The 23,091-nt window shown below is 31.2% G+C and carries 27 protein-coding genes; 22 read left to right on the top strand and 5 right to left on the bottom strand.

What is annotated here, in order from left to right:
• Window positions 1-33: 33 nt before the first annotated feature.
• Window positions 34-1,209: a DUF515 domain-containing protein gene (locus tag Q9969_RS06040; protein ID WP_305555491.1), complete on the bottom strand. Its 1,176-nt coding sequence runs from the start codon at window positions 1,207-1,209 to the stop codon at window positions 34-36.
• 58 nt (window positions 1,210-1,267) lie between these two features.
• The gene (locus tag Q9969_RS06035) at window positions 1,268-1,963 is read right to left on the bottom strand and encodes an archaetidylserine synthase (RefSeq protein ID WP_305555488.1); all 696 of its coding nucleotides are present in this window, start codon (window positions 1,961-1,963) and stop codon (window positions 1,268-1,270) included.
• A 385-nt stretch (window positions 1,964-2,348) separates the two neighbouring features.
• On the opposite strand from Q9969_RS06035, the gene Q9969_RS06030 reads away from it, so the two are divergent.
• From Q9969_RS06030 to atwA, 11 genes are all read left to right on the top strand, one after another.
• On the top strand, window positions 2,349-2,987 hold the full coding sequence (locus tag Q9969_RS06030) for a hypothetical protein (protein WP_305513461.1): 639 nt from the start codon (window positions 2,349-2,351) through the stop codon (window positions 2,985-2,987).
• A gap of 2 nt (window positions 2,988-2,989) precedes the next feature.
• Window positions 2,990-4,063: a rod shape-determining protein gene (locus tag Q9969_RS06025; RefSeq protein WP_305513463.1), complete on the top strand. Its 1,074-nt coding sequence runs from the start codon at window positions 2,990-2,992 to the stop codon at window positions 4,061-4,063.
• Between the two features lie 46 nt (window positions 4,064-4,109).
• Window positions 4,110-4,724, top strand: a complete 615-nt coding sequence (rnhB, locus tag Q9969_RS06020) for a ribonuclease HII (RefSeq protein ID WP_305513711.1) — start codon at window positions 4,110-4,112, stop codon at window positions 4,722-4,724.
• A gap of 136 nt (window positions 4,725-4,860) precedes the next feature.
• Window positions 4,861-5,700, top strand: a complete 840-nt coding sequence (locus Q9969_RS06015; RefSeq protein WP_305513465.1) for a MotA/TolQ/ExbB proton channel family protein — start codon at window positions 4,861-4,863, stop codon at window positions 5,698-5,700.
• Between the two features lie 8 nt (window positions 5,701-5,708).
• Window positions 5,709-6,122, top strand: coding sequence for a biopolymer transporter ExbD (locus Q9969_RS06010; RefSeq protein WP_305513467.1), 414 nt, complete (start codon window positions 5,709-5,711; stop codon window positions 6,120-6,122).
• A gap of 13 nt (window positions 6,123-6,135) precedes the next feature.
• Window positions 6,136-6,762, top strand: a complete 627-nt coding sequence (locus Q9969_RS06005) for an IMP cyclohydrolase (protein ID WP_305513469.1) — start codon at window positions 6,136-6,138, stop codon at window positions 6,760-6,762.
• Window positions 6,763-6,788: 26 nt separating this feature from the next.
• Window positions 6,789-7,562, top strand: coding sequence for a coenzyme F420-0:L-glutamate ligase (locus tag Q9969_RS06000; RefSeq protein WP_305513474.1), 774 nt, complete (start codon window positions 6,789-6,791; stop codon window positions 7,560-7,562).
• Between the two features lie 8 nt (window positions 7,563-7,570).
• The gene (gene cofD / locus Q9969_RS05995; protein ID WP_305513476.1) at window positions 7,571-8,476 is read left to right on the top strand and encodes a 2-phospho-L-lactate transferase; all 906 of its coding nucleotides are present in this window, start codon (window positions 7,571-7,573) and stop codon (window positions 8,474-8,476) included.
• A 17-nt stretch (window positions 8,477-8,493) separates the two neighbouring features.
• Complete coding sequence (locus Q9969_RS05990; protein WP_305513478.1) at window positions 8,494-9,255, top strand: GTP cyclohydrolase III; 762 nt, start codon at window positions 8,494-8,496, stop codon at window positions 9,253-9,255.
• A 31-nt stretch (window positions 9,256-9,286) separates the two neighbouring features.
• Entirely contained in the window at window positions 9,287-9,997 is a 711-nt protein-coding gene (locus Q9969_RS05985; RefSeq protein WP_342765943.1) for a tRNA-dihydrouridine synthase, read from the top strand.
• Between the two features lie 73 nt (window positions 9,998-10,070).
• Window positions 10,071-11,669 carry a methyl coenzyme M reductase system, component A2 gene (gene atwA / locus Q9969_RS05980; protein ID WP_305555485.1) on the top strand — a complete coding sequence of 533 codons (1,599 nt, stop codon included), beginning with the start codon at window positions 10,071-10,073 and terminating at the stop codon, window positions 11,667-11,669.
• Window positions 11,670-11,674: 5 nt separating this feature from the next.
• On the opposite strand, the gene Q9969_RS05975 is transcribed toward atwA, so the two are convergent.
• Window positions 11,675-12,349 (bottom strand): SprT family zinc-dependent metalloprotease, encoded by a 675-nt coding sequence (locus Q9969_RS05975; RefSeq protein WP_305555482.1) that lies wholly within the window; start codon window positions 12,347-12,349, stop codon window positions 11,675-11,677.
• Window positions 12,350-12,580: 231 nt separating this feature from the next.
• On the opposite strand from Q9969_RS05975, the gene Q9969_RS05970 reads away from it, so the two are divergent.
• From Q9969_RS05970 to Q9969_RS05950, 5 genes are all read left to right on the top strand, one after another.
• The gene (locus tag Q9969_RS05970; RefSeq protein ID WP_305555479.1) at window positions 12,581-14,179 is read left to right on the top strand and encodes an ABC transporter substrate-binding protein; all 1,599 of its coding nucleotides are present in this window, start codon (window positions 12,581-12,583) and stop codon (window positions 14,177-14,179) included.
• Window positions 14,180-14,287: 108 nt separating this feature from the next.
• The gene (locus Q9969_RS05965; protein WP_305555476.1) at window positions 14,288-15,280 is read left to right on the top strand and encodes an ABC transporter permease; all 993 of its coding nucleotides are present in this window, start codon (window positions 14,288-14,290) and stop codon (window positions 15,278-15,280) included.
• A complete protein-coding gene (locus Q9969_RS05960; protein ID WP_305514455.1) occupies window positions 15,270-16,115 on the top strand; it encodes an ABC transporter permease in 846 nt (281 codons plus the stop codon). Before Q9969_RS05965 ends, Q9969_RS05960 begins: the two co-directional genes overlap by 11 nt.
• A gap of 10 nt (window positions 16,116-16,125) precedes the next feature.
• Window positions 16,126-17,082 (top strand): ABC transporter ATP-binding protein, encoded by a 957-nt coding sequence (locus tag Q9969_RS05955; RefSeq protein WP_305555473.1) that lies wholly within the window; start codon window positions 16,126-16,128, stop codon window positions 17,080-17,082.
• Between the two features lie 12 nt (window positions 17,083-17,094).
• On the top strand, window positions 17,095-17,715 hold the full coding sequence (locus Q9969_RS05950) for an ATP-binding cassette domain-containing protein (protein WP_305555470.1): 621 nt from the start codon (window positions 17,095-17,097) through the stop codon (window positions 17,713-17,715).
• A gap of 197 nt (window positions 17,716-17,912) precedes the next feature.
• On the opposite strand, the gene Q9969_RS05945 is transcribed toward Q9969_RS05950, so the two are convergent.
• Window positions 17,913-18,218, bottom strand: a complete 306-nt coding sequence (locus Q9969_RS05945; RefSeq protein ID WP_305555467.1) for a hypothetical protein — start codon at window positions 18,216-18,218, stop codon at window positions 17,913-17,915.
• Window positions 18,219-18,424: 206 nt separating this feature from the next.
• Between Q9969_RS05945 and Q9969_RS05940 the strand changes: the two genes are divergently transcribed.
• The 3 genes from Q9969_RS05940 to hemA are packed head-to-tail and all read left to right on the top strand — an operon-like array spanning window position 18,425 to window position 20,728.
• Entirely contained in the window at window positions 18,425-18,910 is a 486-nt protein-coding gene (locus tag Q9969_RS05940; RefSeq protein WP_305555464.1) for a methanogenesis marker 9 domain-containing protein, read from the top strand.
• Between the two features lies 1 nt (window position 18,911).
• Complete coding sequence (locus tag Q9969_RS05935; RefSeq protein ID WP_305555461.1) at window positions 18,912-19,532, top strand: bifunctional precorrin-2 dehydrogenase/sirohydrochlorin ferrochelatase; 621 nt, start codon at window positions 18,912-18,914, stop codon at window positions 19,530-19,532.
• On the top strand, window positions 19,529-20,728 hold the full coding sequence (hemA, locus tag Q9969_RS05930) for a glutamyl-tRNA reductase (protein ID WP_305555458.1): 1,200 nt from the start codon (window positions 19,529-19,531) through the stop codon (window positions 20,726-20,728). The genes Q9969_RS05935 and hemA overlap by 4 nt, the downstream gene beginning before the upstream one ends.
• Before the next feature lie 4 nt (window positions 20,729-20,732).
• Here hemA and Q9969_RS05925 read toward each other — a convergent pair whose 3' ends face one another.
• A complete protein-coding gene (locus Q9969_RS05925; RefSeq protein ID WP_305555455.1) occupies window positions 20,733-21,854 on the bottom strand; it encodes an AAA family ATPase in 1,122 nt (373 codons plus the stop codon).
• A 79-nt stretch (window positions 21,855-21,933) separates the two neighbouring features.
• Between Q9969_RS05925 and Q9969_RS05920 the strand changes: the two genes are divergently transcribed.
• The 3 genes from Q9969_RS05920 (at window position 21,934) to Q9969_RS05910 (ending at window position 23,069) form a co-directional block, all read left to right on the top strand.
• Window positions 21,934-22,434 carry a hypothetical protein gene (locus tag Q9969_RS05920; protein WP_305514580.1) on the top strand — a complete coding sequence of 167 codons (501 nt, stop codon included), beginning with the start codon at window positions 21,934-21,936 and terminating at the stop codon, window positions 22,432-22,434.
• Window positions 22,401-22,697 carry a hypothetical protein gene (locus tag Q9969_RS05915; RefSeq protein WP_305555452.1) on the top strand — a complete coding sequence of 99 codons (297 nt, stop codon included), beginning with the start codon at window positions 22,401-22,403 and terminating at the stop codon, window positions 22,695-22,697. Before Q9969_RS05920 ends, Q9969_RS05915 begins: the two co-directional genes overlap by 34 nt.
• Before the next feature lie 105 nt (window positions 22,698-22,802).
• On the top strand, window positions 22,803-23,069 hold the full coding sequence (locus Q9969_RS05910; protein ID WP_305514583.1) for a transcriptional regulator: 267 nt from the start codon (window positions 22,803-22,805) through the stop codon (window positions 23,067-23,069).
• Window positions 23,070-23,091 lie beyond the last annotated feature (22 nt).

Genomic DNA, 23,091 nt, shown 5'->3' with positions numbered 1-23,091 from the left:
ATCAATTTTGTAGTATCTCATATAATACTTTTTTTAATTATTATATGTTGAGTTGATTTCAGATACCATCCAATCAGGTGCTTCTGATGTAGGTATCGTCAATATTATATTGTCCATATTTTTCAGGACATAATTAACTTTATCTTGCGGTGTTTCTATTAAAAGCATATATTGGGCATTCAAATCACCTAAATTAATTTCTCGCTCGTAATTAGATAATTTAACCCCATAATCTTTAAGCATTTTAAGGGTCTGTTTTTCATCATAACCTTTGACAATTGCACCTTTTATCATTTCCAACACATCTGATGAGAAACGTTTAGTATTTTCTTTTGGATTGGTATTGTTTCCTTCAACATTCATATTTGATTTTGAGTATTCAGCATCAATTTCCCCATTTTCCTCATATCTCATTATAGATAAAACAGTGCATCCGCTTATTTCAGGAGTGGTGTTGGTGCTTGTGTAATTTTCATCAGTTGAATTGTTACTTGTATAGATGTCTACAACACTGCCTTCTCTAACAAGTCCGGCTCCTGCCTGAAGTCTTGAAACTAAAATGGGGACGGATACAGTATTCGGTTCTTCAAATTTAATTCTTGAAAGAATTGTTGCATCATTTTCGCTAATGATTTCCATAGCTTCTGATGCTGGAATAATTGTGCTTTTACTTTCATTTTCATAAATGGCCATTGTTCTGTTATATTTGTCCATGTTCGAGTTAACTGATTTTTCATGATAGGATTGCCAGTCTTTTGTTGCTGGAGTCAGTATATTTATTACTTGAATTTCCTCGGCTGTGTTAGCGTCGTTTATTTTTTCTTCTAGCATCATGGCATTTGGAGATGTGGTCAAAGCCCCTGAATACAAATCATGGAGTTCATTTAGTTTTGTTGTTTTTGCGATAGATAACTCTTCTTGGGCAGGTTCATATATTATGAAATAATAAGCCGAAATAATCAATGTTAAAAAAATCATCGTTGTTATGATTATTCCAATTTTCCTTTTTCTTTCATTATCACTTATGTCAACGGAATTTGGGGTCAAATAAACTCCTAGCTTATGATTTAATTTTTTTAAAGGAGATAACTCATCTTTTTCTTCTTTTTCTTCAGGCTTTGGAAACTCTTGTGAAATTTGGGTTTTTAATTCTTGAGTTTGTCTAAAACCTTTGGGATATAATGGATCTCTTGGTTTTTCATCTTTCATTTTAGATACTCCTTTTAATTGTTAGATGGTTAATTTAATTATTAGGAGTACTGTGGTATTATCTTTTAATTAAATTAATTATTAGGTAATGTAGACAAAATAGGAGTAACAATAATCCTGCCATGTTAATGTTATATATTGTTAGGTTAATTGGAAGAATTAATAATATAATTAATATAACCGATATTCCAATTAATGGGATATTGTCAAATTTAGGATATCTGATATTACTAATCATTAGTAATGAGACAAGAATACTTAAAATTAATGCTGAAACAGGATTAAATATTCCACTAAGGTATAATGTAGCTATTATAAAGGACATACATGGTATTGGCAAACCAATGAAATCATCAGTTTCAATTTTTCCTGCAATTACATTATATCTTGTTAATCTTAAAACTCCGCAGACAACTATTAATAAACTAACAAGTATTACAATTGTTTGAAAAATGCCATGGGCAGGGTTAATGCAGCTAAAAATAAATATTGCCGGAGCAACTCCAAAGGAAATTACATCTGATAGTGAATCAATATTCTTTCCGAAGTCTAGGTCATCTTGCCTATTTCTTTTTCTTGCTACCCAACCATCTACTGAGTCAAACATGATAGCAATTATCATAAGGATTGCGGATAATTCAAAATTATTGTTAATTGAGCAGATAATTGATAGAAATCCTGAACTCATATTTAACAATGAGATTATATCCGACATTGCTATGAAACTTTCAATTTCTGTGTTTATGCTATCCATATTTTAACTCCAATAATACTTTTATTTTTATTTCTTATTAATCTATTCTTGGATTCAATCTCAATTTTACTTAAATTTTATTATAATTATTTCAACAAGTTATTTCATAGTGATAATATGGTATTGTTGGTTATATTTTTATTTTGCATTGTTAAATAATTTGTTTTTAAATTTTAGATTTTCTTTTAAAATTTCAATGACTTAAAGATAAAATATATATAATAATATTTTTAATAAATATTAATTGTTAGACTTTAAATAATAGCAATAAATTTCATTATTTACGCATTGGATTAGGATATTATTTTTCAAATTTAATAGTTATAAGTTAAATTTATTGTTTATTTTAATAAAGAAGTTATATTAATGAATTGTGAGTAGTTAAATGATTGAAGATAATATACGTGTTCTCAGGCAAGCCGCAAGAATTTCGTCAGACGGAAACTCAAAAATTGAAAAAGACTGGTGTGTTATTGCAGGTAATGTTGGATTGATTGATGATATGGCATATAAAGCCATAGCTTCTAATCATAAAGTTAAAATATTATTCAGAGAACATGTAATTCTTAATGAAGGCAAGCTTGATAAAAAATTTGATTTTATCATGCTTTATGGAAATTCTTTAATCCTTAACGATTTTAAGAATGACACTCAAAAATGTGGTGGGGCGTTTATTCATATTGCAAGAGATTATTTGTCTCAAGAACCAAACTTGATGGTGCTTGTCGGGCCTGATGATGTAATTAGGGACTCTGTATCCAAAATTGAAAAATCAAAGATTCCTGTTGCAATAATTAAAGAATCTCAAACTACCAGTTTCATTGATATTGATTTTAACAGTGATGTTAAATTGCCAAACTTTATTAAGTCTGCTCTTAAACCATTTTATAATGCAAATGAAATTGTTCTATCAACAATTTTGCTTTCTGTTGAAAAAGATGGTGATGTTGGGAAAGTTCAAAGTATAGCTACATCTAATAGAATTTTCGTTATAGATTTCAGAGACATTGTAACGGAGGATTAATCATGAATATTTTTGGAAATGAAGATGAAGAACCACAAACTGAAAACACTAAAGTCATTAGTAACAGTTTAGGAATTGATTTAGGAACTTTAAATACTGTAATTGCAAAACCGTCAGGGGATAAATTTGATTTATACCAGATTCCTTCTGTTGTTGCAGTAAAAAAAGATGATCCTGCTGAAGTTTTAGCTGTCGGTGAAGAAGCTAAAAAAATGTTGGGAAGAACTCCTGAAGATATTCTTGCAGTAAGACCATTAAAAAAAGGAGTCATTGAAAACGTTGTACAGGCACAGGCATTACTCATTAAAGCAATGCAGATAGGTATTAATGAAGGTGAAACTATAGGAAGAATCGTCATTGGCATTCCTGGTGATGCATCTGAAGTAGAAAAAAACGCTGCTGAAGAGATTGGAAGAAAAGCAGGTGCACAAAATATCTTAGTAATCAGTGAAGGATTGGCTGCGGCCATTGGTGCAGGTTTGCCTATAGCAGAACCAAATGGTACTATGGTTGTGGATATTGGTGCTGGTTCAACTGATATTGTAATTATTTCTCTTGGCGGAATTAATGATATTGAAACCGTAAGATGTGGTGGAGACGATATTGATAATAAAATCGTTGAACTTGTAGCAGAAAAATACGATGTAGCAATTGGTATTCATGATGCGGAATCTGCTAAAATGGAAGTTGGCATGGTGCATTGTTCCGAACAACTTGAAAACTTAAGTGTGGAAATAATTGGTAAATCATTAGAAACCAATCGTCCTAAAAAAGTAGTCATTGATTCTATGCTTGTTGCAGATGCAGTAGAACCTTTCATGCAACAAATTGTTGATGGTTTAAATGTTATTTTAGAAAGGCTGTCTCCTGAATTGATGATGGGTGTTTATAACAATTCTGTTGCTGTTGGTGGAAGTTCAAGACTTCGTGGATTAAAAGAAAGAATCTTTGATGAAATTGCCATACCTATAGAAATTTCCGAAGATCCAATGACTGTTGTAGCAAAAGGAACTGCAATCGTAGCAGCCGAACCTTTAGCGTTAGAACCTGAAGTCCGTCTTAGGGCTATGAAATAAATTTATTTTATTTCACTTCTTTTTTTATTATTTTTTTTTGATTTATATGGATATTTTAGGTATTGATGAAGCTGGAAGGGGGTCTGTTTTAGGTCCTATGGTTATTGCGGGAGTTATTGTTCCTGAAAAAATGGAAAAAGTCCTTGAAAGAATGGGGGTTAAAGATTCAAAAAAACTAGCTCCTCATCGCCGCACTATTTTGTCCCGTAAATTAAAGAAAATGTTTGAATATGACATTATTGTAATTACTGCTAGTGAAATTGATGAAATGCGAGCAGAAGGTATTAATCTTAATGAAATTGAAAAGAATGCAATGGAAGACTTGATTCTAAGATTAAAACCTGAAAAAGCTATTGTTGATGCTGTTGATGTAAAAGCTGAGAGATTTCAAGAAAATTTATGCAAAGATACGGGATTCAATGTCATTGCTGAACATAAAGCTGATGATAATTATATTCAGGTAAGTGCAGCATCCATTATTGCAAAAGCTGAAAGGGATGACCAGATAGCTGAGATTAATGAGGAATTTATTAAATCTGGAGGAATCGGTTCCGGGTATCCATCTGACCCAACTACAAAAAAATTCTTAACTAACTATACTTATGATGAAATGCCTGACTTTGTTAGGTTGTCCTGGAATACCGTCGCTAAAATGAAATGATTTAAGTGCACAACTTAATCGGAAAATAATTTACCACACAAGTTTTCGAGAAGTCCTTTTTTAAATAATTTTAAGTATGTGTATTAATAAAAGTATTTTCATAAATAATTTTAATAGATAATTTATAGGGATAAAAATGATTGTTGAATATATTATGCCTTTTATTGATGGGATAATGGATATTTTCGCTCAGGGAGGAATTATCACTTATATAATTCTTTTTGTGGGCATTTATGGTTTTCTTATTTCATTGAGAAAAATTGCATATCTTAGAAAAATAAGTAAAGTTGATACAACTGAAATTTTCGGTGTTGTAACAGCATCTATGGAAAGAGGAGGTGCTGTTGAAGCTTTAAAACAAATTAACGGTTTTAAAAATCCTATTTCTAGAATTATTTCTGAAACTTTAAAGATTGGTTATAAAAATAAAACTGAAGTTGAAGAAAGTATGGAGCAAATATTCATTGTTGAATTAGCTAAAATGACTAAAGGTTTAAGCACAATTAAAACAATTACTGAACTCGCTCCGTTTTTAGGTTTGATCGGTACAGTTATTGGTATTTGGATGACCTTTAAATCTTTAGGCGTTCATCCTGATTCTGCAGCGATGGCGGAAGGTATTTATGTAGCTTTAACGACTACTATCATGGGTCTTTTAGTGGCTATTGTGTTATTGCCATTATATACCTATATTCAAGGTCTTATTGAATCTGAAATGGATAAAATTGAACTTGCTACAAAAATGACCAACTGGGGATATGCAGTAGTAAAAGTTAGAGTGGATTCTAATGTGGAATGTGCACTTGAAGCACTACAGGAAGCTGATGGTGTTGTAAATACCAGACTGATTTCAGACCCTTATGCCAATATTAAAGTTTCTTTTAAACCAAGCATGTTGGATAAAAGTATTGTGAATATTATTTTAGAGAAATGTAATGTCACTGCTGAAATTACTGAAAGTAAACTAAGACAATAGGTGATTAGATGGCTCTTGATGTAAGAAAACATAAAAAGAAATTTTTAGAACAAAAGCCAAGTATCAATTTAGTTCCATTTATTGATATTCTATTTACTATAATGATTTTTTTAGTAGTTACTAGTAATTTTTCAGCTACAGGTGTTCAAGCAGATGTCACTGACCAAGCTGATGATAGTGGGGGGAAGCTTAATGTCACTGATGTTTCTGGAGATCAGGAATATTATGTTATGCCAGTGGCCAATCTACATAAAGTGACTGTTAATGGTCAGGACCGTTCTGATGCGATTGCTGGAAGTTCGGTAGGTGTGCATGCTAATGTCATTGACAAAGGACAAGTTATTATTAAACCTGGTGAAATTGTCATTAAGACACCGCCTGGAGTATCAGCAAATCAGGCTGTTCAACGTCCTGAACTTTAAATGGAGAGAAAAAATGTATAATGGGAGAATTTTATCAATAGGGATGAATGGTGATGGCAAACCTTTTGCAGCATACAGGGTATCAAGTAGGTCATTTCCAAATAGGAAATGTTTAAAATCTGATGATAGGGTAGCTGTTGTCCCGATAGAAGGTTTTGAAAAGGATATCTATAAGAATACTTATATTTCATATAATAGTATTCGTATAGTGGGAGATATGGCTGTTGTGTCTAATGGTTCTCATACTGATGTTATTGCAGATAAGATTGCTTTAGGAATGGGAATTAAGGATGCATTGGCTTATTCCTTACTAACTATGGATTATGAAAAAGATGATTATAATACTCCAAGGATAGCAGCTGTTGTTACCTCAACTACTGAAAAAGAGGATTATGCATGTTATGTTGGTATTGTTAGTGATAAAAAACTATTAGTTGAAGAAGTATCATATGGTGAGGCGGTATTCATTTCAACTTATGGCAATCAATTGCCTGACAAGGTTGATTTTGAAGAGGGTACTTCTAGTGGCGCTGCAAAGTATATTTTTGATGAAGGTGCTTTTGCAAATTATGAGAAACCGGTCACTTCTTGTGCTACCGTTTTTGATGGAGAATGGACTCTGGATGTCTATAATCCATAATTTTTCTTTTTTTAATTTTTTTTTAGATGATTATTATGAGTATTGAATTATTTGGCTTAGAAAATATTCCTATTATTGATGGGGAATGTAACATTTCTCAGATTATTAAAGAGGCTATTGAAAAACAGGGATGTAGGTTAAATCATGGAGATATTGTTTTAATTGCTGAAACATTAATCTCTAAAGCTGAAGAAAACTTCATCAGACTGGATGATTTAATCCCATCCGAATTTGCAATTAGACTTGCAAACGATTCTGGTAAAGATCCACGTTTGGTTGAAGCTATTTTAAATGAATCTAAAGAAGTTGTCCGTATCGGGCATAATTTCATTATAACTGAAACAAAACACGGTTTTGTATGTGCAAATGCAGGCATTGATGAGTCTAATGTCGGAATTGGATTGGCCACTCCAATGCCAAAGGATGCGGATAAATCTGCACAAGCAATTCGTGAATTTTTAGAAAATGAATTCGATGAAGAAATTGCAGTTATAATCACTGATACTCAAGGAAGAGCATTTAGATTTGGAGCCATTGGTACTACAGTAGGTTGTTCTGGAATTTCACCTATTTGGAAACGTGTTGGTGAAAAGGATTTATATGGCAGGGAACTGGAAACAACTGAAATCGCTATCTGTGATGAATTGGCATCTGCCGCTTCTCTTATTATGGGGCAGGCTGATGAAGGACTTCCAGTTGTTATTATACGGGGATTTAGTAGTTTTGATACTTTGAGGAATACTGACTCAAATGTTAAGTCTGTTTTAATGCCTAAAAAAGCAGATGTTTTTAGAAAATAGGGATTGTTATGATTACTGTTTTATCTGGAGGAACTGGAACTCCTAAATTATTACAAGGTCTAAAAGAAATTGTTGACCCAAGGGAGCTAACAATTATTGTAAATACTTTGGAAAACAATTATTTTTCCGGTGTTTATGTTTCTGCCGATATTGACACGGTTTTATACACTATGGCTGACATGATTAATGAAGAAGTTTGGTATGGTGTTAAAGATGATACCTTCATTACTCATGAAAGGCTCAAAGAGCTAGGTCATGATGAATTGCTTAGAATTGGAGATATAGACCGTGCAACCAAAATACAAAAGACTCAGTTGATGAATGAATATGGTCTTTGTAAAGCATGTGAAATTCAGGCTAAAAATATGGGCATTAAATCCAAAATCATTCCTATGAGTGAACAGCATTCCAATATTAAAATTATTTCAGATATCGGGGACTTGGAATTTCATGATTTTTTAATCAAGCATCAGTCAAACCCGGAGGTTTTGGATATCCAATTTTCCGAGGTCGCACCAAGTGAAGGGGTTGTAGATGCAATTAAAAATTCTGATGCAGTAATCATCGGACCGTCTAATCCAATCACTTCAATTTTACCAATATTATCTCTTGAAGGTGTTCGTGACGCTTTAAAAGACACTTACGTTGTTGCGGTTTCACCAATTATCGGTTATGGAGCAGTTTCAGGTCCAGCCAGTAAATTCATGAGGGCTTTAAACATTGAAGTTTCAGCTATGGGTGTAGTATCATTATATAAAAATTTTTTAGACAATATTGTGATTGATAATGAAGATGAACAATTATTATTACAATTAAATCAAATAGTTAATAAGGTAACAATTACAAATACAGTAATGAATAATTTAGGCGTTAAGAAAAATCTGGCACAAATTATTATAGATAGTATTCCTTAATAAGAGGCGATTATCAAATGATACAAATGACTTTAATACAAATAGACAATTATGGGCCTTGGACTGTAACTCCAAAGCCAAGAACTGAATCCGATCTACAAATGCTACAAGCAAATTTGTTTGCAGACTTGAATAGTCATTTTGGAAACAAAAAAGGTTTAGTTTTCTTTACAAGATTTGATAACTTACTTGCGGTTTCAAACGGTTTGGATGAAGAAGACCATTTAAGAATTCAAAGGTCTATTAGAAACAGATATCCAATTACTATAAGTATGGGTGTTGGATCTGCTGAAACTCCTCATGAAGCCCAAAAATTAGCTACTATTGCTCTTCAAAATGCAGGCAGTGCCCAATCAGGAAAAAGAAAAGAAATTTTAGCTATTGATAGTTTAGTTGATGAAAAGGATAGTTTTGTTCAAGCAGCTCATATTGATATTAATAGTGTCACAGAAACCTTAACTGATATTGAATCTGCTTTTGATACAAGTTTCATTGTTAATAAAGCTCAACATTATTTAATGACTAAATTGATTAAAAAAGGAGCATTATTATTCTTCATTGGAGGAGATAACTTCATGGCTCCGTGTAATGGATTATCTGAAAAAGATATAGAAGAGATAATGATTGAAATCGATGAAGAAATTGGCATTAAACTTAAAGCTGGAATAGGCAGAGGTAAAAATGCTGAAGATGCCGCTTATATGGCGGACATTGGTCTTGAAGAAATAAGGGCTCATAATAATGGAATGTGGACTTGGGTAGTCGAAAAAGAATATTGAGGAAATTGTCATGATGAAAGTAGTTGCTCCGATGGCGGGAATAACTGATTCAGAATTTTTAAATAAGGTTATTCCATATGGTTTTGATGTGGCTACTTTAGGGGGGTATAGTTTAGATACGCCCACCATCGAAGCAAGTAGAAAAATCATCGAAAGGGGACGGAATGAATTTTATTTCCCTTTAAATGAAATTTTTACCCATATTGAAAATGAGGTCAAATCAATTAAAAAAGCGCATGCTAATGTAAAAGTCTCAGCTAATGTACGATCAACAACTCCGCAACCGATTATTGATGTTGGAAATATTAAGAATTTGGATATTATTGAAATCAATTGTCATTGTCGTCAAAATGAAATTTTAGCCATTGGTTGTGGTCAAGAAATGTTATTTCGCCCAGATTTGTCTGATTTTATTTCCAATGTTGTTGATAATGTAAAAAGTGAGGTTTCAGTTAAAATCAGAGCTAATGTTGAAGGAACTGATACAATAAGGTTAGCCAATATCATTGAAGAGAGTGGCGTTAATTATTTGCATATTGATGCAATGAAAAAAGGATTTTTCGAAGCTGACTGGGAACTTTTACAAGAAATTTGTAATGCTGTTAATATTAAGGTTATTGGAAATAATTCTGTAAATTCAAATGAAAATCTTTTAAAGATGGTTGATACTGGAGTTGATGGCTTTTCAATAGCTCGTTCACTTATTTCTGGAAATTTAGATTTTAATATTGCTGATTTTTAAAATATTTAAAACAATTGTTATTAGAAAGTGTTATTAATAATTTAGAATAAAAATTAATACAATAGGTGATTTAATGGATTTTATAACTCTTAAGAATATTACAAAAAGTTTTGACGGAGTGGATGTTCTTAAAGATATCAATTTAAAGATTAATGAAGGAGAGACTTTAGGTATATTGGGACGTAGTGGAAGTGGAAAATCAGTTTTAATTAATATGCTTCGGGGAACCAAGGAATACAAGCCAGATGCAGGTGATATTATAATAAATATTGCCGTTTGTCCAGAATGTCTGGCGGTTGAATCACCGGTTCATGTAGGTGAAAAATGTAGTTGTGGAGCTACATATGAAGCTAAAGAAGTTGATTTTTTCAATGCTGAAAGGAAATTATTCGCAAGTATTAAAAGAAGAATTTCAATCATGTTACAACGTAACTTTGCATTATATGATGAGGAATCTGTTATTGAAAATGTTATGAGGGCAATGCCTGATGATGTTGAGTATGAAGAATCGTTATATGCTGCTTTAGAATTGTTAGAAATGGTTCAAATGAACCATAGAATTACTCATATTGCTCGTGATTTAAGTGGGGGGGAAAAACAGAGAGTTGTACTTGCAAGACAATTAGCTAAAAATCCAATGATGTTTTTAGCAGATGAACCGACAGGTACACTGGATCCTCAAACTGCAGTTAAACTTCATAACACTTTGAAAACCGGTGTTAAAGACAAGGGAATTACAATGTTAATTACTTCCCATTGGCCTGAAGTAATGACAGAACTTGCAGATAATGTTATCTGGTTGGAAGCAGGTCAAATCAAAGAAGAAGGTGAACCTGAAGTTGTTGTGAATCACTTTCTGGAAACTGTTCCGATTCCTAAAAAACCAGAAATTCCAGAGTTCGGTGAACCAGAAGTGGTTCTGGAAGATGTTAAAAAACATTATTACTCTATTGAACGTGGAGTTGTTAAAGCCGTTGATGGTGTTAGTTTAACCATTAATAAAGAAGAAATCTACGGAATTGTTGGTTTAAGTGGTTCTGGTAAAACCACCACTACTAGAATGTTAATGGGTTTAACTGAACCAAGCAGTGGTGAAATCAAAATCAAACTTGGTGATGAATGGATTGACATGACAAAAGTAGGTCCTCTTAACCGTGGACGTATCATGCCTTATATTGGTTTATTGCATCAGGAATATTCATTATATCCTCACAGAACAATTTTAGGTAACTTGACTGATGCTATTAGTTTAGATTTGCCTGCTGAGTTCGGTAAGATTAAAGCTATTCATGCATTGACTACAGTTGGCTTTACAGATGATGTTGCTGTAAATATTTTAGACAAATATCCTGACCAACTAAGTGTGGGTGAAAGACATAGGGTTGCTCTTGCACAAGTTTTAATTAAAGAACCTAAACTCATTGTTTTAGATGAACCAACAGGCACTATGGATCCTGTTACAAGAGTCATTGTCACAGATTCTATCTTAAAAGCACGTACTGAATTAGAACAAACATTCATCATCATTTCTCACGATATGGATTTTGTTTTAGATGTTTGTGATAGGGCTTCTTTAATGAGGGGTGGAAAGCTTCTTGATGAAGGAACTCCTGAAGAAATCGTTGAACAATTAACTCCTGATGAAAAAGAGGATATGCTTAAAGATAAATAATCTTCTTATTCATTTAATCTTTTTTTTATTACTTTCCAATTTGGACAATTTTTGTCCATTAATTTTTTAAAATTTTGGCCATGATTGAATTCTATCAGGTGGCATAATTCATGTATCATTACATATTCTAAACATTCAGGGTCTTTTTTTGCAAGATTTAAACTTAATGTAATTCCACCATCTTGTTTACAGTTTCCCCAGTTTTTCATTTTGCGAACACCAACATCTTTAGGTTTTCTTCCAACAATTTTTGTGCATTTAGTTAACACATTCGGAATAGCTGATTTCAGCTCTTTTCGATAAAATTCATCTAAGATATTTTTCCTTTTCTCAATAGTGCTTTTTTTTGAAATTGGAAGGTAAAGAATTGATTTTTCTCTGTCAATTAATACTTGTTTAACAGCAGAGTTTGAAATTAACTGCAAGTTAAATTCCTCGCCCCAAACATAATGTTTTTCACCATTATCGTATTTTAAGGGAGGTTCAATATCATTTTCAAGAATGTACTTTTGCTTTTTCAAAATCCATTCCTTTTTCGAATTAATAAACTTAACTATTTCTTCATCTGGGATAGATAATGGTGCAGATACTTTAACTTCTCCATTTGGAGGTAAAATACGTATGTACATGTGTTTTATATTCTTTTTTTTAACAGTGATGGGAATATTTTCGATTTTCATTTAATTAAAAAATAAGATCAATAATATATTTAAACCTTGTTGTGATGTAGAATCAAATTTGAAGTCTGCTGGATAAAATGCAGTTGACTAAAAATCAACCATAAAGTATTTATATTAGGATAATTAACAATATAACATTTAATATTTTATAAATATTAAGTATTACTTTTTTATTAATTATTTACATAAAATGTAATACTTTTTACATTAAATTATATGGAGTAATTTAGTATGGATAAAAAGAAATTGGCAATTATTGCAGTTGTTATAATAATTGCAGTTATTGGTGTAGCAACGTTATTTAACGGACCATCCACTACAAGAAATCCTGATGAATTAGTTGTTGCTGCTACTGGACATGGTGGAGAACTTGAAAGCGGGTTTGATCCTATGTATGGTTGGGCTTATAATGGTGAGCCTTTAATTCAAAGTTCTTTATTTAAATTTGATAACAATAGAAGTATAGTAAATGATTTGGGAACTGGATACACAACAGAAGATAGTAAAACATGGGTAGCTACAATAAGGGATGATGCTAAGTTTAGTGATGGTAAAAAAGTTACTGCTGAAGATGTAGCATTCAGTTTTAACACAGCCGCTAAATCAGAAGGATATTTATTTTATGATGAATTTGAAAAAGCTGAAGCTATGAATGATACTGCGGTTAAAGTAACATTAAAACAACCAAAAGCAGAGTTTTTATTTACTCTTGCAAGGCAACCTATTGTTCCTCATTATTACTATGATAATACTACATACGGTACAAAACCAATTGGTTCTGGTCCGTATAAATTAGTTCAATGGGATAAAGGTCAACAAGCTATTTTTGAACTAAATGAACATTATTATGGTAAAAAACCAGCATTTAAGAAATTAACAATATTATACTATGAAAATGATGCTGCATTTGCAGCTGCAAAAAGAGGGGAAGTGGATATAGCTGCAGTACCTACAATTTATGGTAATCAATCTGTTGATGGGATGGAACTAAAAGGTTTACCTTCATATGATTCTAGATATATAACCCTGCCATTTAATAATGATAGTGGTGAAAAAACAGATGAAGGATTTGCAAAGGGAAATAATGTCACGTCTGATATTGCCATTAGAAAAGCAATGTATACAGGTTTAAATAGACAAAAATTAGTTGATGAAGTGTTTTCAGGTTATGGAGATCCTGATTTTACAGGTGTAGATAAATTGCCTTGGTTTAATGAAGAAGCTAAATTGCCTGATTCTAATCCTGAAAAAGCAAAAGAAATATTAAAAGATGGGGGGTGGATAGATACTGATAATGATGGAATTGTTGAGAAAAATGGGACAAAAGCTTCTTTTACTTTATTATATGGTGCTTCTAATCCTGATTCACAACAATTAGCTATTGGATTCGCTGATCAGATGAAAGAAATAGGAATTGAAGTAATTCCTGAAGGTAAAAGTGGTGATGCAATGATGCCATTAAAATTCTCTAATGCAGCAATTAATGGATATGGAACTAATGATATAGATCCAGTACATAAAGCATATCTTAGTAGTGTAGCAGGACAATCATATGCTAATCCTAACTTTTATAAAAATCCAACTGTTGATAAATATTTAAACCAATCAAATTGTGCAACTTCCCTTGATGAAACATATAACTTTATTAAATTAGCAGCATGGGATGGAACTACTGGCTTTGGTCCTAAAGGTGATTGTGTAAATATATATATTTATGATCAAGAATATCTTCTTTTTGTAGATAAAAGTTTGGACATTGGAACTCCTTTAATCCAACCTCATGGATGTGGAGATATATATGGAAATATATACGATTGGAAACGGGTTTAATTAATTAAATAAAAATTTAATTAAATCTTTTTTTTCTTTTTTTTTAAAATATTTGTACTATTTTCATAAATTTCAGAGTTTTCTTATGTTTTCTATTATGGTGGATGTATGAATCATCAAAAATTATTCAAATATTTATCTTATAAACTAATAAGATTAATAATATTATTAATTGCTGTTGCGTTAATAAGCTTTATTTTAGTAGATATGTCTCCTATAGATCCGGTTAAATCATATATTGGAGAAATAAGTGCTAGTCCTGAACATATTGTTAAGCTTGAGGCTTATTGGGGGGTGAATGAACCCATAACTATAAAAATGTTTAATTGGTTAGGAAATTTAGCAAAAGGGGATTTTGGAACTTCATTGATATTTAGAATGCCAGTATTAAATGTTATTTCTGAAAAATTCACTGCATCACTAGCTTTAATGATTACTTCCTGGTCTATTTCTGGAATTTTAGGTTTTGGATTAGGTGTTGTTGCTGCAATGTATAGAGGTAAATGGGTTGATAAGATTATTAAAACATATTGTTATGTTCTAATATCTGCTCCAACATTTTGGATTGCTCTACTTTTACTAATGATTTTTGCAGTTCAATTAGGGTGGTTTCCTACTGGTTTAGGTGTGCCTGTTGGTGAATTATCAGAAAATGTTTCATTCTTTGATTGGGTTTATCGGTTAATTTTACCTGCAATTACATTAAGTGTTATAGGAATTGCTCAAATAGCCATGTTTACGAGGGATAAATTAATAAATGTCATGTCATCTGATTTTATTTTATTCGCAAAAGCTAGAGGGGAATCCGGTTGGAATTTAATAAGAAGGCACGGTATTAAAAATATTTTACTGCCTGCAATAACCCTACAGTTTTTATCTTTCAATGAACTCTTTGGTGGAACTGTATTAGTAGAACAAGTATTTTCTTATCCTGGTATTGGTAGAGCTACAGTAGCTGCAGGTTTAAGATCGGATGTTCCATTATTATTAGGTATTGTTTTATTTAGTACAATTTTTGTCTTTTTTGGCAACATGATTGCAGACATAATATACAATTTTGTAGATCCTAGGATAAAAGAAGGGGAATTTAATGAAAAATGAAAAGCTAAATTTATCTTTTAAATTAAACTTAAGAACAAAAACTATTTTAATCATTCTTTTAACAGTTTTAGCTTTAGTTATTATAATTATTAATAGTCTTTTCATTGATGCAAGTTCAATTTCGACTAAATTTACTTTAAGAAATTTACCTCCTTCTTTTGAACACCTTTTTGGTACTGATTGGATGGGTAGGGACATGTTAACAAGAACTTTAAAAGGTTTGGGTCTTAGTATTCAAGTTGGTGCTTTTTCTTCAATAATCAGTACTTTGTTGGGGGTCATAATTGGATTTTTATCTAGTTTCAATAAATATTTAGATAGCTTTGTTAATTGGTTAATTGATTTATTTTCATCTATCCCACATATACTTCTCATTATTCTAATTTCAATTTCATTAGGAGGTGGGGCTTTTGGAGTAATTGTTGGAGTTGGTGTTACTCATTGGACAGCACTTGCAAGAGTTTTAAGAGCAGAATTAAAACAAATTAAAACATCTGAATATATAAATATTTCTAAACATTTTGGAAAGTCCAATTTTTGGATTGCTAAAAATCATTTCTTACCTTTAGTGCTTACTCAAATTGTTTTAGGTACAATATTGATATTTCCACATGCAATAATGCATGAAGCCGGCGTGACCTTTTTAGGTTTTGGAATATCTCCTCATGAACCTGCTATAGGCATTATATTGTCTGAATCAATGAAATATTTGGCTATTGGAGCTTGGTGGTTAGCATTTTTCCCAGGAATATCATTATTAATCATTGTTTTAACATTTGATATAATCGGTGAAAATATACAAAAAATGATTGATCCAACACATGCAAATGAATAAAGGTTAAACCATGTCAGAAAGTTTATTAAATGTAAGTAATATTTCTATTTCTTTTACTCAATATGTCCAAGGTCTTAATCAACGAAATTTAAAGGTTATTTCTGATTTATCTATTGATATTTCTAAAGGCGAAATTGTTGCTGTTTTAGGTTCAAGCGGTTCAGGTAAAAGTTTACTAGCACATGGGGTTCTTGGTATTTTACCTAGAAATGCAAATCTTGAAGGAAAAATGAAATACAAAGGCAAAATTCTAAATAAAGAATTAAAAGAAAAGTTAAGGGGGGATGAAATTACTTTAATTCCTCAGTCAGTTAACTTTTTAGACCCATTAATGAAAGTTGCAGATCAGTCAATAGGTCAATATAAAGATAATGAAGATAAGAAAATTAAAAAACAAAAGCAAAGAAAAGTTTTTGAAAAATATGGATTAGGTGAAGAAGTGGACAATATGTATCCTTTCCAATTATCTGGGGGAATGGCAAGAAGGGTTCTCGTATCAACGGCATTACTTTCAAACCCAGAATTAGTCATAGCAGATGAACCTACTCCAGGTTTAGATGAAAAAGCAGTACAAGAAACATTAGACTATTTAAAAGAAATGGCTGATGATGGAGTAGGAATATTATTAATAACTCATGATATTAGTGCTGCTTTAAAAATTGCTGATAAAATAGCTGTTTTTTATGCAGGGTATGTAATTGAAATAGCTAATGTTTCAGACTTTACAGGTAGAGGTGAAAAACTAAATCATCCATATACTCGTGCTTTATACAGAGCTTTACCCGAAAATGAATTTAAATTAACTGAAGGTCATCAACCTTTACAAGGTGATGAAATTGAATGTTGTCCTTATCTTAAGCGCTGTGAATATTCAATTGAAAAATGCCATAAATCAATTCCAGAATTAAAAGACTTTAATGATAGGAAAGTTAGATGCTTTAAATGTGGGGAACTTGATGAAGATTAATGAGGTTATTTCATGGAGATTAAAGGAGAAAATATTAGTTTTAGATACAATATTGATTCAGATTGGATTTTAAAGGATGTTAATATTTTTCTTAAAACTAACCAAATTATAGGTTTAATGGGCAGTAGTGGAAGTGGAAAATCTACATTGTGTAAAATTTTAACTGGCTATATTAACAACTATGAAGGAGATGTTTATTTGGATGGAGAAAAAGTTAATAATAACGGGTTTAATCCCATCCAATTAGTTTTTCAACATCCTGAAAAAACTATAAATCCTAAATGGAAGATGAATAAAGCTTTAAATGAATCTTGGAATCCTCCAAAAGAATTATTAGACAAATTTGGTATTCAACAAAGTTGGTTGAATCGTTGGCCTAATGAACTTTCTGGTGGGGAACTTCAAAGATTTGCAGTTATTCGTGCCCTTAGTCCTAAAACAAAATTTTTAATTGCTGATGAAATGACTACTATGTTGGATGCAGTTACTCAAGTTCAAATTTGGCAAAATGTGATTAATATTGCTAAAGAAAGAAAAATAGGCGTTTTAGTAGTTAGTCATGATAAAAAATTATTAAATCGTCTTTGTGATGAAACAATTCATTTAAATGATATTAATAATGTAATATTGTAGAAACCATCTGTAATATTTGGTTTGCTCTGTAAAATGTTATATAATACCTCTTTAAGTTTTGTTTCTTTATTTTGAAGTGTTGTGCTTCTACTATAGTTTCCTCTACTGTATTATTTTATATATTATGGTTTTCATGTTCATTCTTTGTGCATATATGTCGTGTCAGAATATTGCAACAATATTTGGTCTGTAATGCTCTATTTTCTCATATTTTTTAATCGTATCTTGTCGAATAGTCTCAATTCTTGATTTATACATTTTTTCATGAATTTTGAATCATAAGCTTTATTTGCTAATATATAATTGGGGAAGTATGGTTTTAATTGTCTTATTGATGGCATTGCTAATTGTGTGTTGTATTTTGAATCTCGATTTGCCGAGCAATTTAAGATTATTCTTGTGTCGATATCAATTGCAATATGGTTTTTAATGTAGTTTTTTCTGCATCTTCCCTTATTTTGCGTAATAATGGTCTGGTCTGTCAATTGTATGTCCTGTTTCATCTATTACTGTTAATTCACAATTTATTGTATGTTAAACTGTCAAATACTTAGTTGGTAGAATTTTTTTCAATTTATTTTGGATCTTTTTATTTCATGTTTTTGAAAGAGCATCCTTCATAAAAAAGATTATATATTCAGAGCTCAAATAATTTATATTAATATTTTAATTATTTAATGAGAAACGAAAATTATTTTGGAGGATTATTATGACTTGGGAAGATGCACCATCTCACATTTGTAGAGGAGGAGATGTAAGGGGACTTGCTTTTTGTTGTCCGCCAGTTAAGCCATGTCCAATTTTAAATGCGTTGCAGGAAGTTAATTTAACTCCGCAGGAGTATGTTGATATTAAAATTCAATTTGGAAAAGAAACTAGATTAGGTGAAGGTGCAGGAACTTGTTTTGGATCACTTGTTTGGTGTTGTAAACCATCTAAACCTTGTCCATTAAGGGACATGACTTTAAGGAATATGGGAATGTCTCATGATGAGTATCTGGACTTGAAAAAAGAATTGTCTGAAAGATTAATTGGTGTTCAAAAACCCAATCCAGATGAAAGAGCTGAAGTTTTAGCTGAAACATTTAATGTGTCTAAACTTGAAGCGATGAATGTTTTAACTGACTGTAATAATGATTTAAGAGCTGCTGTAAAAGTATTGCATGCGAAATCTCTTGAGGATGTTGCTGATTGAAATGGATTGGACTGCTCTTTATTTAAAAACTGATGCCTTAAATGTTTTTATTTTAGGGACTGGTGAAGTTGCAACAAGGAGGGCAAATAAATTTTTAGACCATGGGGCTAATGTTAAATTAGCTGGAAACAATTTAGCTGATGATTTGGAAAGTAAGGGAGCTATTTTATGTTCAACTGATGAAGTTGATGAATTGGTTCAATGGGCAGATTTAGTTGTTGTTGCAAGTGGGGATAAAGAGTTATCTAATTATGTTTCAAAAATTTCACAGGATAAATTAATTAATCGTGCTGATTATCCATATGGCGGAAATATTATTGTTCCTACAAGCTTCAGTATTGGTAATGTTGAAATATCTATTTTTACTAATGGAAAAAGTCCATTAATGGCTCGTCAATTGCGGAAAAAGATTCAGTCAATTATTAGTGAAGAGGATCTTTTAGAGATTGAACTTCAAGATTATGTTCGATTAAAATTAAAGGATGTAGTTGAAAATCAAAAAGAGAGAAGAAAATATATTTACCGGATTTTTGAAGATGATGAGGTAAATGATTTTATTAAAAATCGCCAAATTGATGAGGCAAAGGATTATATTGATAATTTAATAAGGGGATTATATTGATACTTAATTTGAGAGTTGACCATAAAATTGCAGATATTCAATCAATGGAAAATATTGCAAAAGATATTGACGAGTTATTTTGGCAATTACAAGAAAAATATTTAATTAGCGAGTATATTGAAATTTCTACATGTAACAGGAAGGAATATTATATTAATAGTGATTTCATACCTGAAGATGAAAAATTATTGTCTCATAAAAATCAGAATATTATAATTGATTATGGCCAATCTGCTGTAATGCATTTGCTTAGAATGACTTCTGGTTTGGAATCAATGATTGTTGGTGAAGACCAAATTTTAGGCCAAGTTAAAGATGCAAAGCACAAAGCTTGTAAAAATCACCATTGTGGAAAGTCTCTTGATGCCATTTTTACAAAAGCCATTCATGTGGGGCAAGTTGTTAGGAATAAAACCAATATTAATAAAGGCGCTGTTTCAATAGGTTCTGCTGCAATCAATTTGGCTGAAAAGCATATTGGCAACTTGGATGACAAGTCTGTTCTGGTTATTGGCGCAGGTAAAATGGGTAAATTAGTTGCAAAGGCATTGGCAGAAAAAAATTTACAGGCTATTTTTGTTGCTAACCGTACATTTTATGTTGCAGTCAATCTGGCAAGGGATTTGGGTGGACAAGCTATTCTTTTCACCGATTTAGAAAAGTATTTAGCTAGTGCGGATTTGGTAATTAGTGCCACTAGTGCTCCACACCCAATTATCACTAAAAAACGTCTTTTAGACATTGATATGGATTATGAGAATTTGATGATTGTGGATATTGCAAATCCGAGGGATATTTCTGAGGATGTTTGTGAATTAGGTGTTAAATTGTTCAATATTGATGATTTACGTGAAATTGCCGATGAAAATACTCAACTCAGAATTAATGAATTTGGAGAAGCTGAAAACATCATCAATGATGAGTTCATTTTACTTCAAGAATCGTTTAAAATGATGGAAGTTGATGAAATGCTTGGTACTTTAAGAGCATCTATGGAAGATATAAGACAACGTGAAACTCAAAAAGCATCTGCGAAGTTGGTCGATATAGAGGGTAGTGTCAAAATACTTGATAATTTAACAAATTCTATAGTCAATAAAATATTTTTTGATATTTCTAAAAATATTAAACAAGCTGCAAAAGATGATAATCAAGATATTTTGGATGTGGCACAATATATTTTTAAGAATGATTGAACTTTCATTCAAACATTCCTTTAACATCATTATTTTTAATTTTAGAAGAATTCAAAGCATAATTTATATTTTCAATGGTGATTGTTTCCGAATCATTTGAGATGGCATTGTGCATTGCTGTTTTTAATATTCTTTCTTTTATATCTCTGCCAGATAATCCTTTGGTAAGTTTGACAATTTTATCTAAATCTAAATCATGTTTTAATGGCATTGTTTTAAGGTTATTTTCTATAATGCTTAGTCTTTCGTTGTCTTCTGGAAGTTTGAATTCAATTTCTTCTTCAAATCTACTGCGCACTGCTAAATCTAAGCTATTCTGATTATTTGTGGCGCCGATAGTTATAACTGCTTTATTTTCCTCAATTCCATCCATTTCTGTTAAAAGAGAGTTGACAATTTCACTAACGTCTCCTCTCAAAGCTTGAAATGATCTATGAAGTGCAATAGCATCAATTTCATCAATAAATATTATTGCAGGTGCATTTTCCGATGCCTTTTTAAATAATTCTTGGATTTTTGATGCTGCATCTCCAACATGTTCGCCGATTAATGAAGTAGCTTTAACTAAATATAGCGGAATGTCAAGCTCATTGGCAAGTGCTTTGACAAGCATTGTTTTGCCGGTACCTGGAAGTCCGTAAAATAAAATATTTTTTGGAGCCCAAGGTCCAAAACTTTCAGGATTTTCCAAATATTTTGTTATAACTTTAACTTTTGATTTCGCATTGTCCTGACCAACAATATCATCAAGTGCGATATTCGAGTTAACTTTATTGTCAGTAGTCTTTTCTATTTCATCAGTAATGATTTTAATTTTAGTTTTTTCTGAAATTATGGAATTGTCAGGTTTTGCACTTATAATTTCAAAACCGTAATCAGGAATTATTTTTTGATCAAATAAAAAAGCGTTTTCTTTAACAACTAAACCCAGCCATTGCTCTCGAGCATATTCTTCAAATAGGCCGGTGTTTGTAATTTCTATATTTTCATCCATTAATGTAAAATCAAAGGGATATCCTACAGGTTTAATAACAACTAATTCTGCACAATCTTTATTTTCATTTTCTATTTTCGATGTTTTTTGGTTATTTGTTTTAATTTCTAGTTGTTTACTGTCACTTTTCAAATAATCACCTCCAAGTTTTTTATATATAATCAAAGATTAGCTTTAATTATTTAAATAGTTGTTGTAATATATTAATTTAATGAGTTTTAGAACAAAAAGAGTATTGGTTATAACTCAATTTTACATGTTATTTGAGTTTTTCTTACTTAAATATGTATTTTTATTAATTGGAGGGCTAAATGATATTTATTCATTGGCAATGACAATTTTAATTGGATTGAATCATTTCATGCCTATGTTATTTGAAACTAGAAAATCAAGAAAAATAACTAGGTTTCTAACAACATTAGATGGAATTTGGATGTGGGTGTCTTTAATGTTTTTTATGGATATTTTGATAATTTATTTCATTGGAAGTTTTATAACGTTGTCTGTAAGTTTAATTATAAGTTTATTGTCTATTGTACCTATCTTAGGGGTTTATACTTATTGGAAAGCTCATAATTTGGTCATCCATGAAAAAACTATAAAATTAGATAATTTGAAAAGAGACATTGACATTGTACATTTGTCAGATGTAGTTTCACTGATAAATCCGTTCCAAAAATGGATAAATCATGGATTAATCCCAATAAGGTGAATATTCTCAATTATCATGTTCCTTATTATTGGAAGGAATTTTCTTCATTAGGATTTGATATTCAATTATCTGGTCATACTCATGGAGGGCAATTCTATCCTGTAGTTTGGTTTGGAAATTTAATGTTTAAATATACTAAGGGATTATTTGAAAATAGATTGGGCAAATATCTCCATGTGACTACTGGGGTAGGTTCTATGGATGCTCCAATGAGGTGGGAAACTGAATCCGAAATTGTTGTTTTACATTTAAAAAAGGTATAGTATCTGGCACATGTTAATGGATGTTACTTAATTGTTATTGTGTTTATTTATATTGTATATAACTTTAAATATTGTTTAATTTAAACATTATTTATTGGTGTTATTATGGATGACGAAATATTAAAATTAGTTGCTTTTATAAGAATTTCATCATACAGAACTAAAGCATTAAAAGAATTAATGGATGAAAATAAAACTCCCACTCAAATAGCAAAAGATTCTGGCATTCGAATAACACATATTTCTAATATTTTAAGAGATTTAAAAGATAGGGATATTGCAGAATGCATAAACGAGGAAAAGCGTAGAAATAGAATATATAGATTAACTAGTAAAGGTCAAATAATTGCTAGTTATTTTAAAGAGGATTAAACCTCTATCACATATTTTTTTT

It is taken from the genome of Methanobrevibacter sp. V74 (assembly GCF_963082495.1).
Lineage (GTDB): Archaea > Methanobacteriota > Methanobacteria > Methanobacteriales > Methanobacteriaceae > Methanocatella.
Note: the sequence above shows the minus strand (reverse complement) of the source record. Positions and strands in the feature narration are given on the sequence as shown.

Coding starts and splice junctions, on each gene's coding strand:
- Q9969_RS06040 (WP_305555491.1), bottom strand. CDS start 1,209: ATGAAAGATGAAAAACCAAGAGATCCATTATATCCCAAAGGTTTTAGA.
- Q9969_RS06035 (WP_305555488.1), bottom strand. CDS start 1,963: ATGGATAGCATAAACACAGAAATTGAAAGTTTCATAGCAATGTCGGAT.
- Q9969_RS06030 (WP_305513461.1), top strand. CDS start 2,349: ATGATTGAAGATAATATACGTGTTCTCAGGCAAGCCGCAAGAATTTCG.
- Q9969_RS06025 (WP_305513463.1), top strand. CDS start 2,990: ATGAATATTTTTGGAAATGAAGATGAAGAACCACAAACTGAAAACACT.
- rnhB (WP_305513711.1), top strand. CDS start 4,110: ATGGATATTTTAGGTATTGATGAAGCTGGAAGGGGGTCTGTTTTAGGT.
- Q9969_RS06015 (WP_305513465.1), top strand. CDS start 4,861: ATGATTGTTGAATATATTATGCCTTTTATTGATGGGATAATGGATATT.
- Q9969_RS06010 (WP_305513467.1), top strand. CDS start 5,709: ATGGCTCTTGATGTAAGAAAACATAAAAAGAAATTTTTAGAACAAAAG.
- Q9969_RS06005 (WP_305513469.1), top strand. CDS start 6,136: ATGTATAATGGGAGAATTTTATCAATAGGGATGAATGGTGATGGCAAA.
- Q9969_RS06000 (WP_305513474.1), top strand. CDS start 6,789: ATGATTATTATGAGTATTGAATTATTTGGCTTAGAAAATATTCCTATT.
- cofD (WP_305513476.1), top strand. CDS start 7,571: ATGATTACTGTTTTATCTGGAGGAACTGGAACTCCTAAATTATTACAA.
- Q9969_RS05990 (WP_305513478.1), top strand. CDS start 8,494: ATGATACAAATGACTTTAATACAAATAGACAATTATGGGCCTTGGACT.
- Q9969_RS05985 (WP_342765943.1), top strand. CDS start 9,287: ATGGCGGGAATAACTGATTCAGAATTTTTAAATAAGGTTATTCCATAT.
- atwA (WP_305555485.1), top strand. CDS start 10,071: ATGGATTTTATAACTCTTAAGAATATTACAAAAAGTTTTGACGGAGTG.
- Q9969_RS05975 (WP_305555482.1), bottom strand. CDS start 12,349: ATGAAAATCGAAAATATTCCCATCACTGTTAAAAAAAAGAATATAAAA.
- Q9969_RS05970 (WP_305555479.1), top strand. CDS start 12,581: ATGGATAAAAAGAAATTGGCAATTATTGCAGTTGTTATAATAATTGCA.
- Q9969_RS05965 (WP_305555476.1), top strand. CDS start 14,288: ATGAATCATCAAAAATTATTCAAATATTTATCTTATAAACTAATAAGA.
- Q9969_RS05960 (WP_305514455.1), top strand. CDS start 15,270: ATGAAAAATGAAAAGCTAAATTTATCTTTTAAATTAAACTTAAGAACA.
- Q9969_RS05955 (WP_305555473.1), top strand. CDS start 16,126: ATGTCAGAAAGTTTATTAAATGTAAGTAATATTTCTATTTCTTTTACT.
- Q9969_RS05950 (WP_305555470.1), top strand. CDS start 17,095: ATGGAGATTAAAGGAGAAAATATTAGTTTTAGATACAATATTGATTCA.
- Q9969_RS05945 (WP_305555467.1), bottom strand. CDS start 18,218: ATGAAACAGGACATACAATTGACAGACCAGACCATTATTACGCAAAAT.
- Q9969_RS05940 (WP_305555464.1), top strand. CDS start 18,425: ATGACTTGGGAAGATGCACCATCTCACATTTGTAGAGGAGGAGATGTA.
- Q9969_RS05935 (WP_305555461.1), top strand. CDS start 18,912: ATGGATTGGACTGCTCTTTATTTAAAAACTGATGCCTTAAATGTTTTT.
- Q9969_RS05920 (WP_305514580.1), top strand. CDS start 21,934: ATGAGTTTTAGAACAAAAAGAGTATTGGTTATAACTCAATTTTACATG.
- Q9969_RS05915 (WP_305555452.1), top strand. CDS start 22,401: ATGGATAAATCATGGATTAATCCCAATAAGGTGAATATTCTCAATTAT.
- Q9969_RS05910 (WP_305514583.1), top strand. CDS start 22,803: ATGGATGACGAAATATTAAAATTAGTTGCTTTTATAAGAATTTCATCA.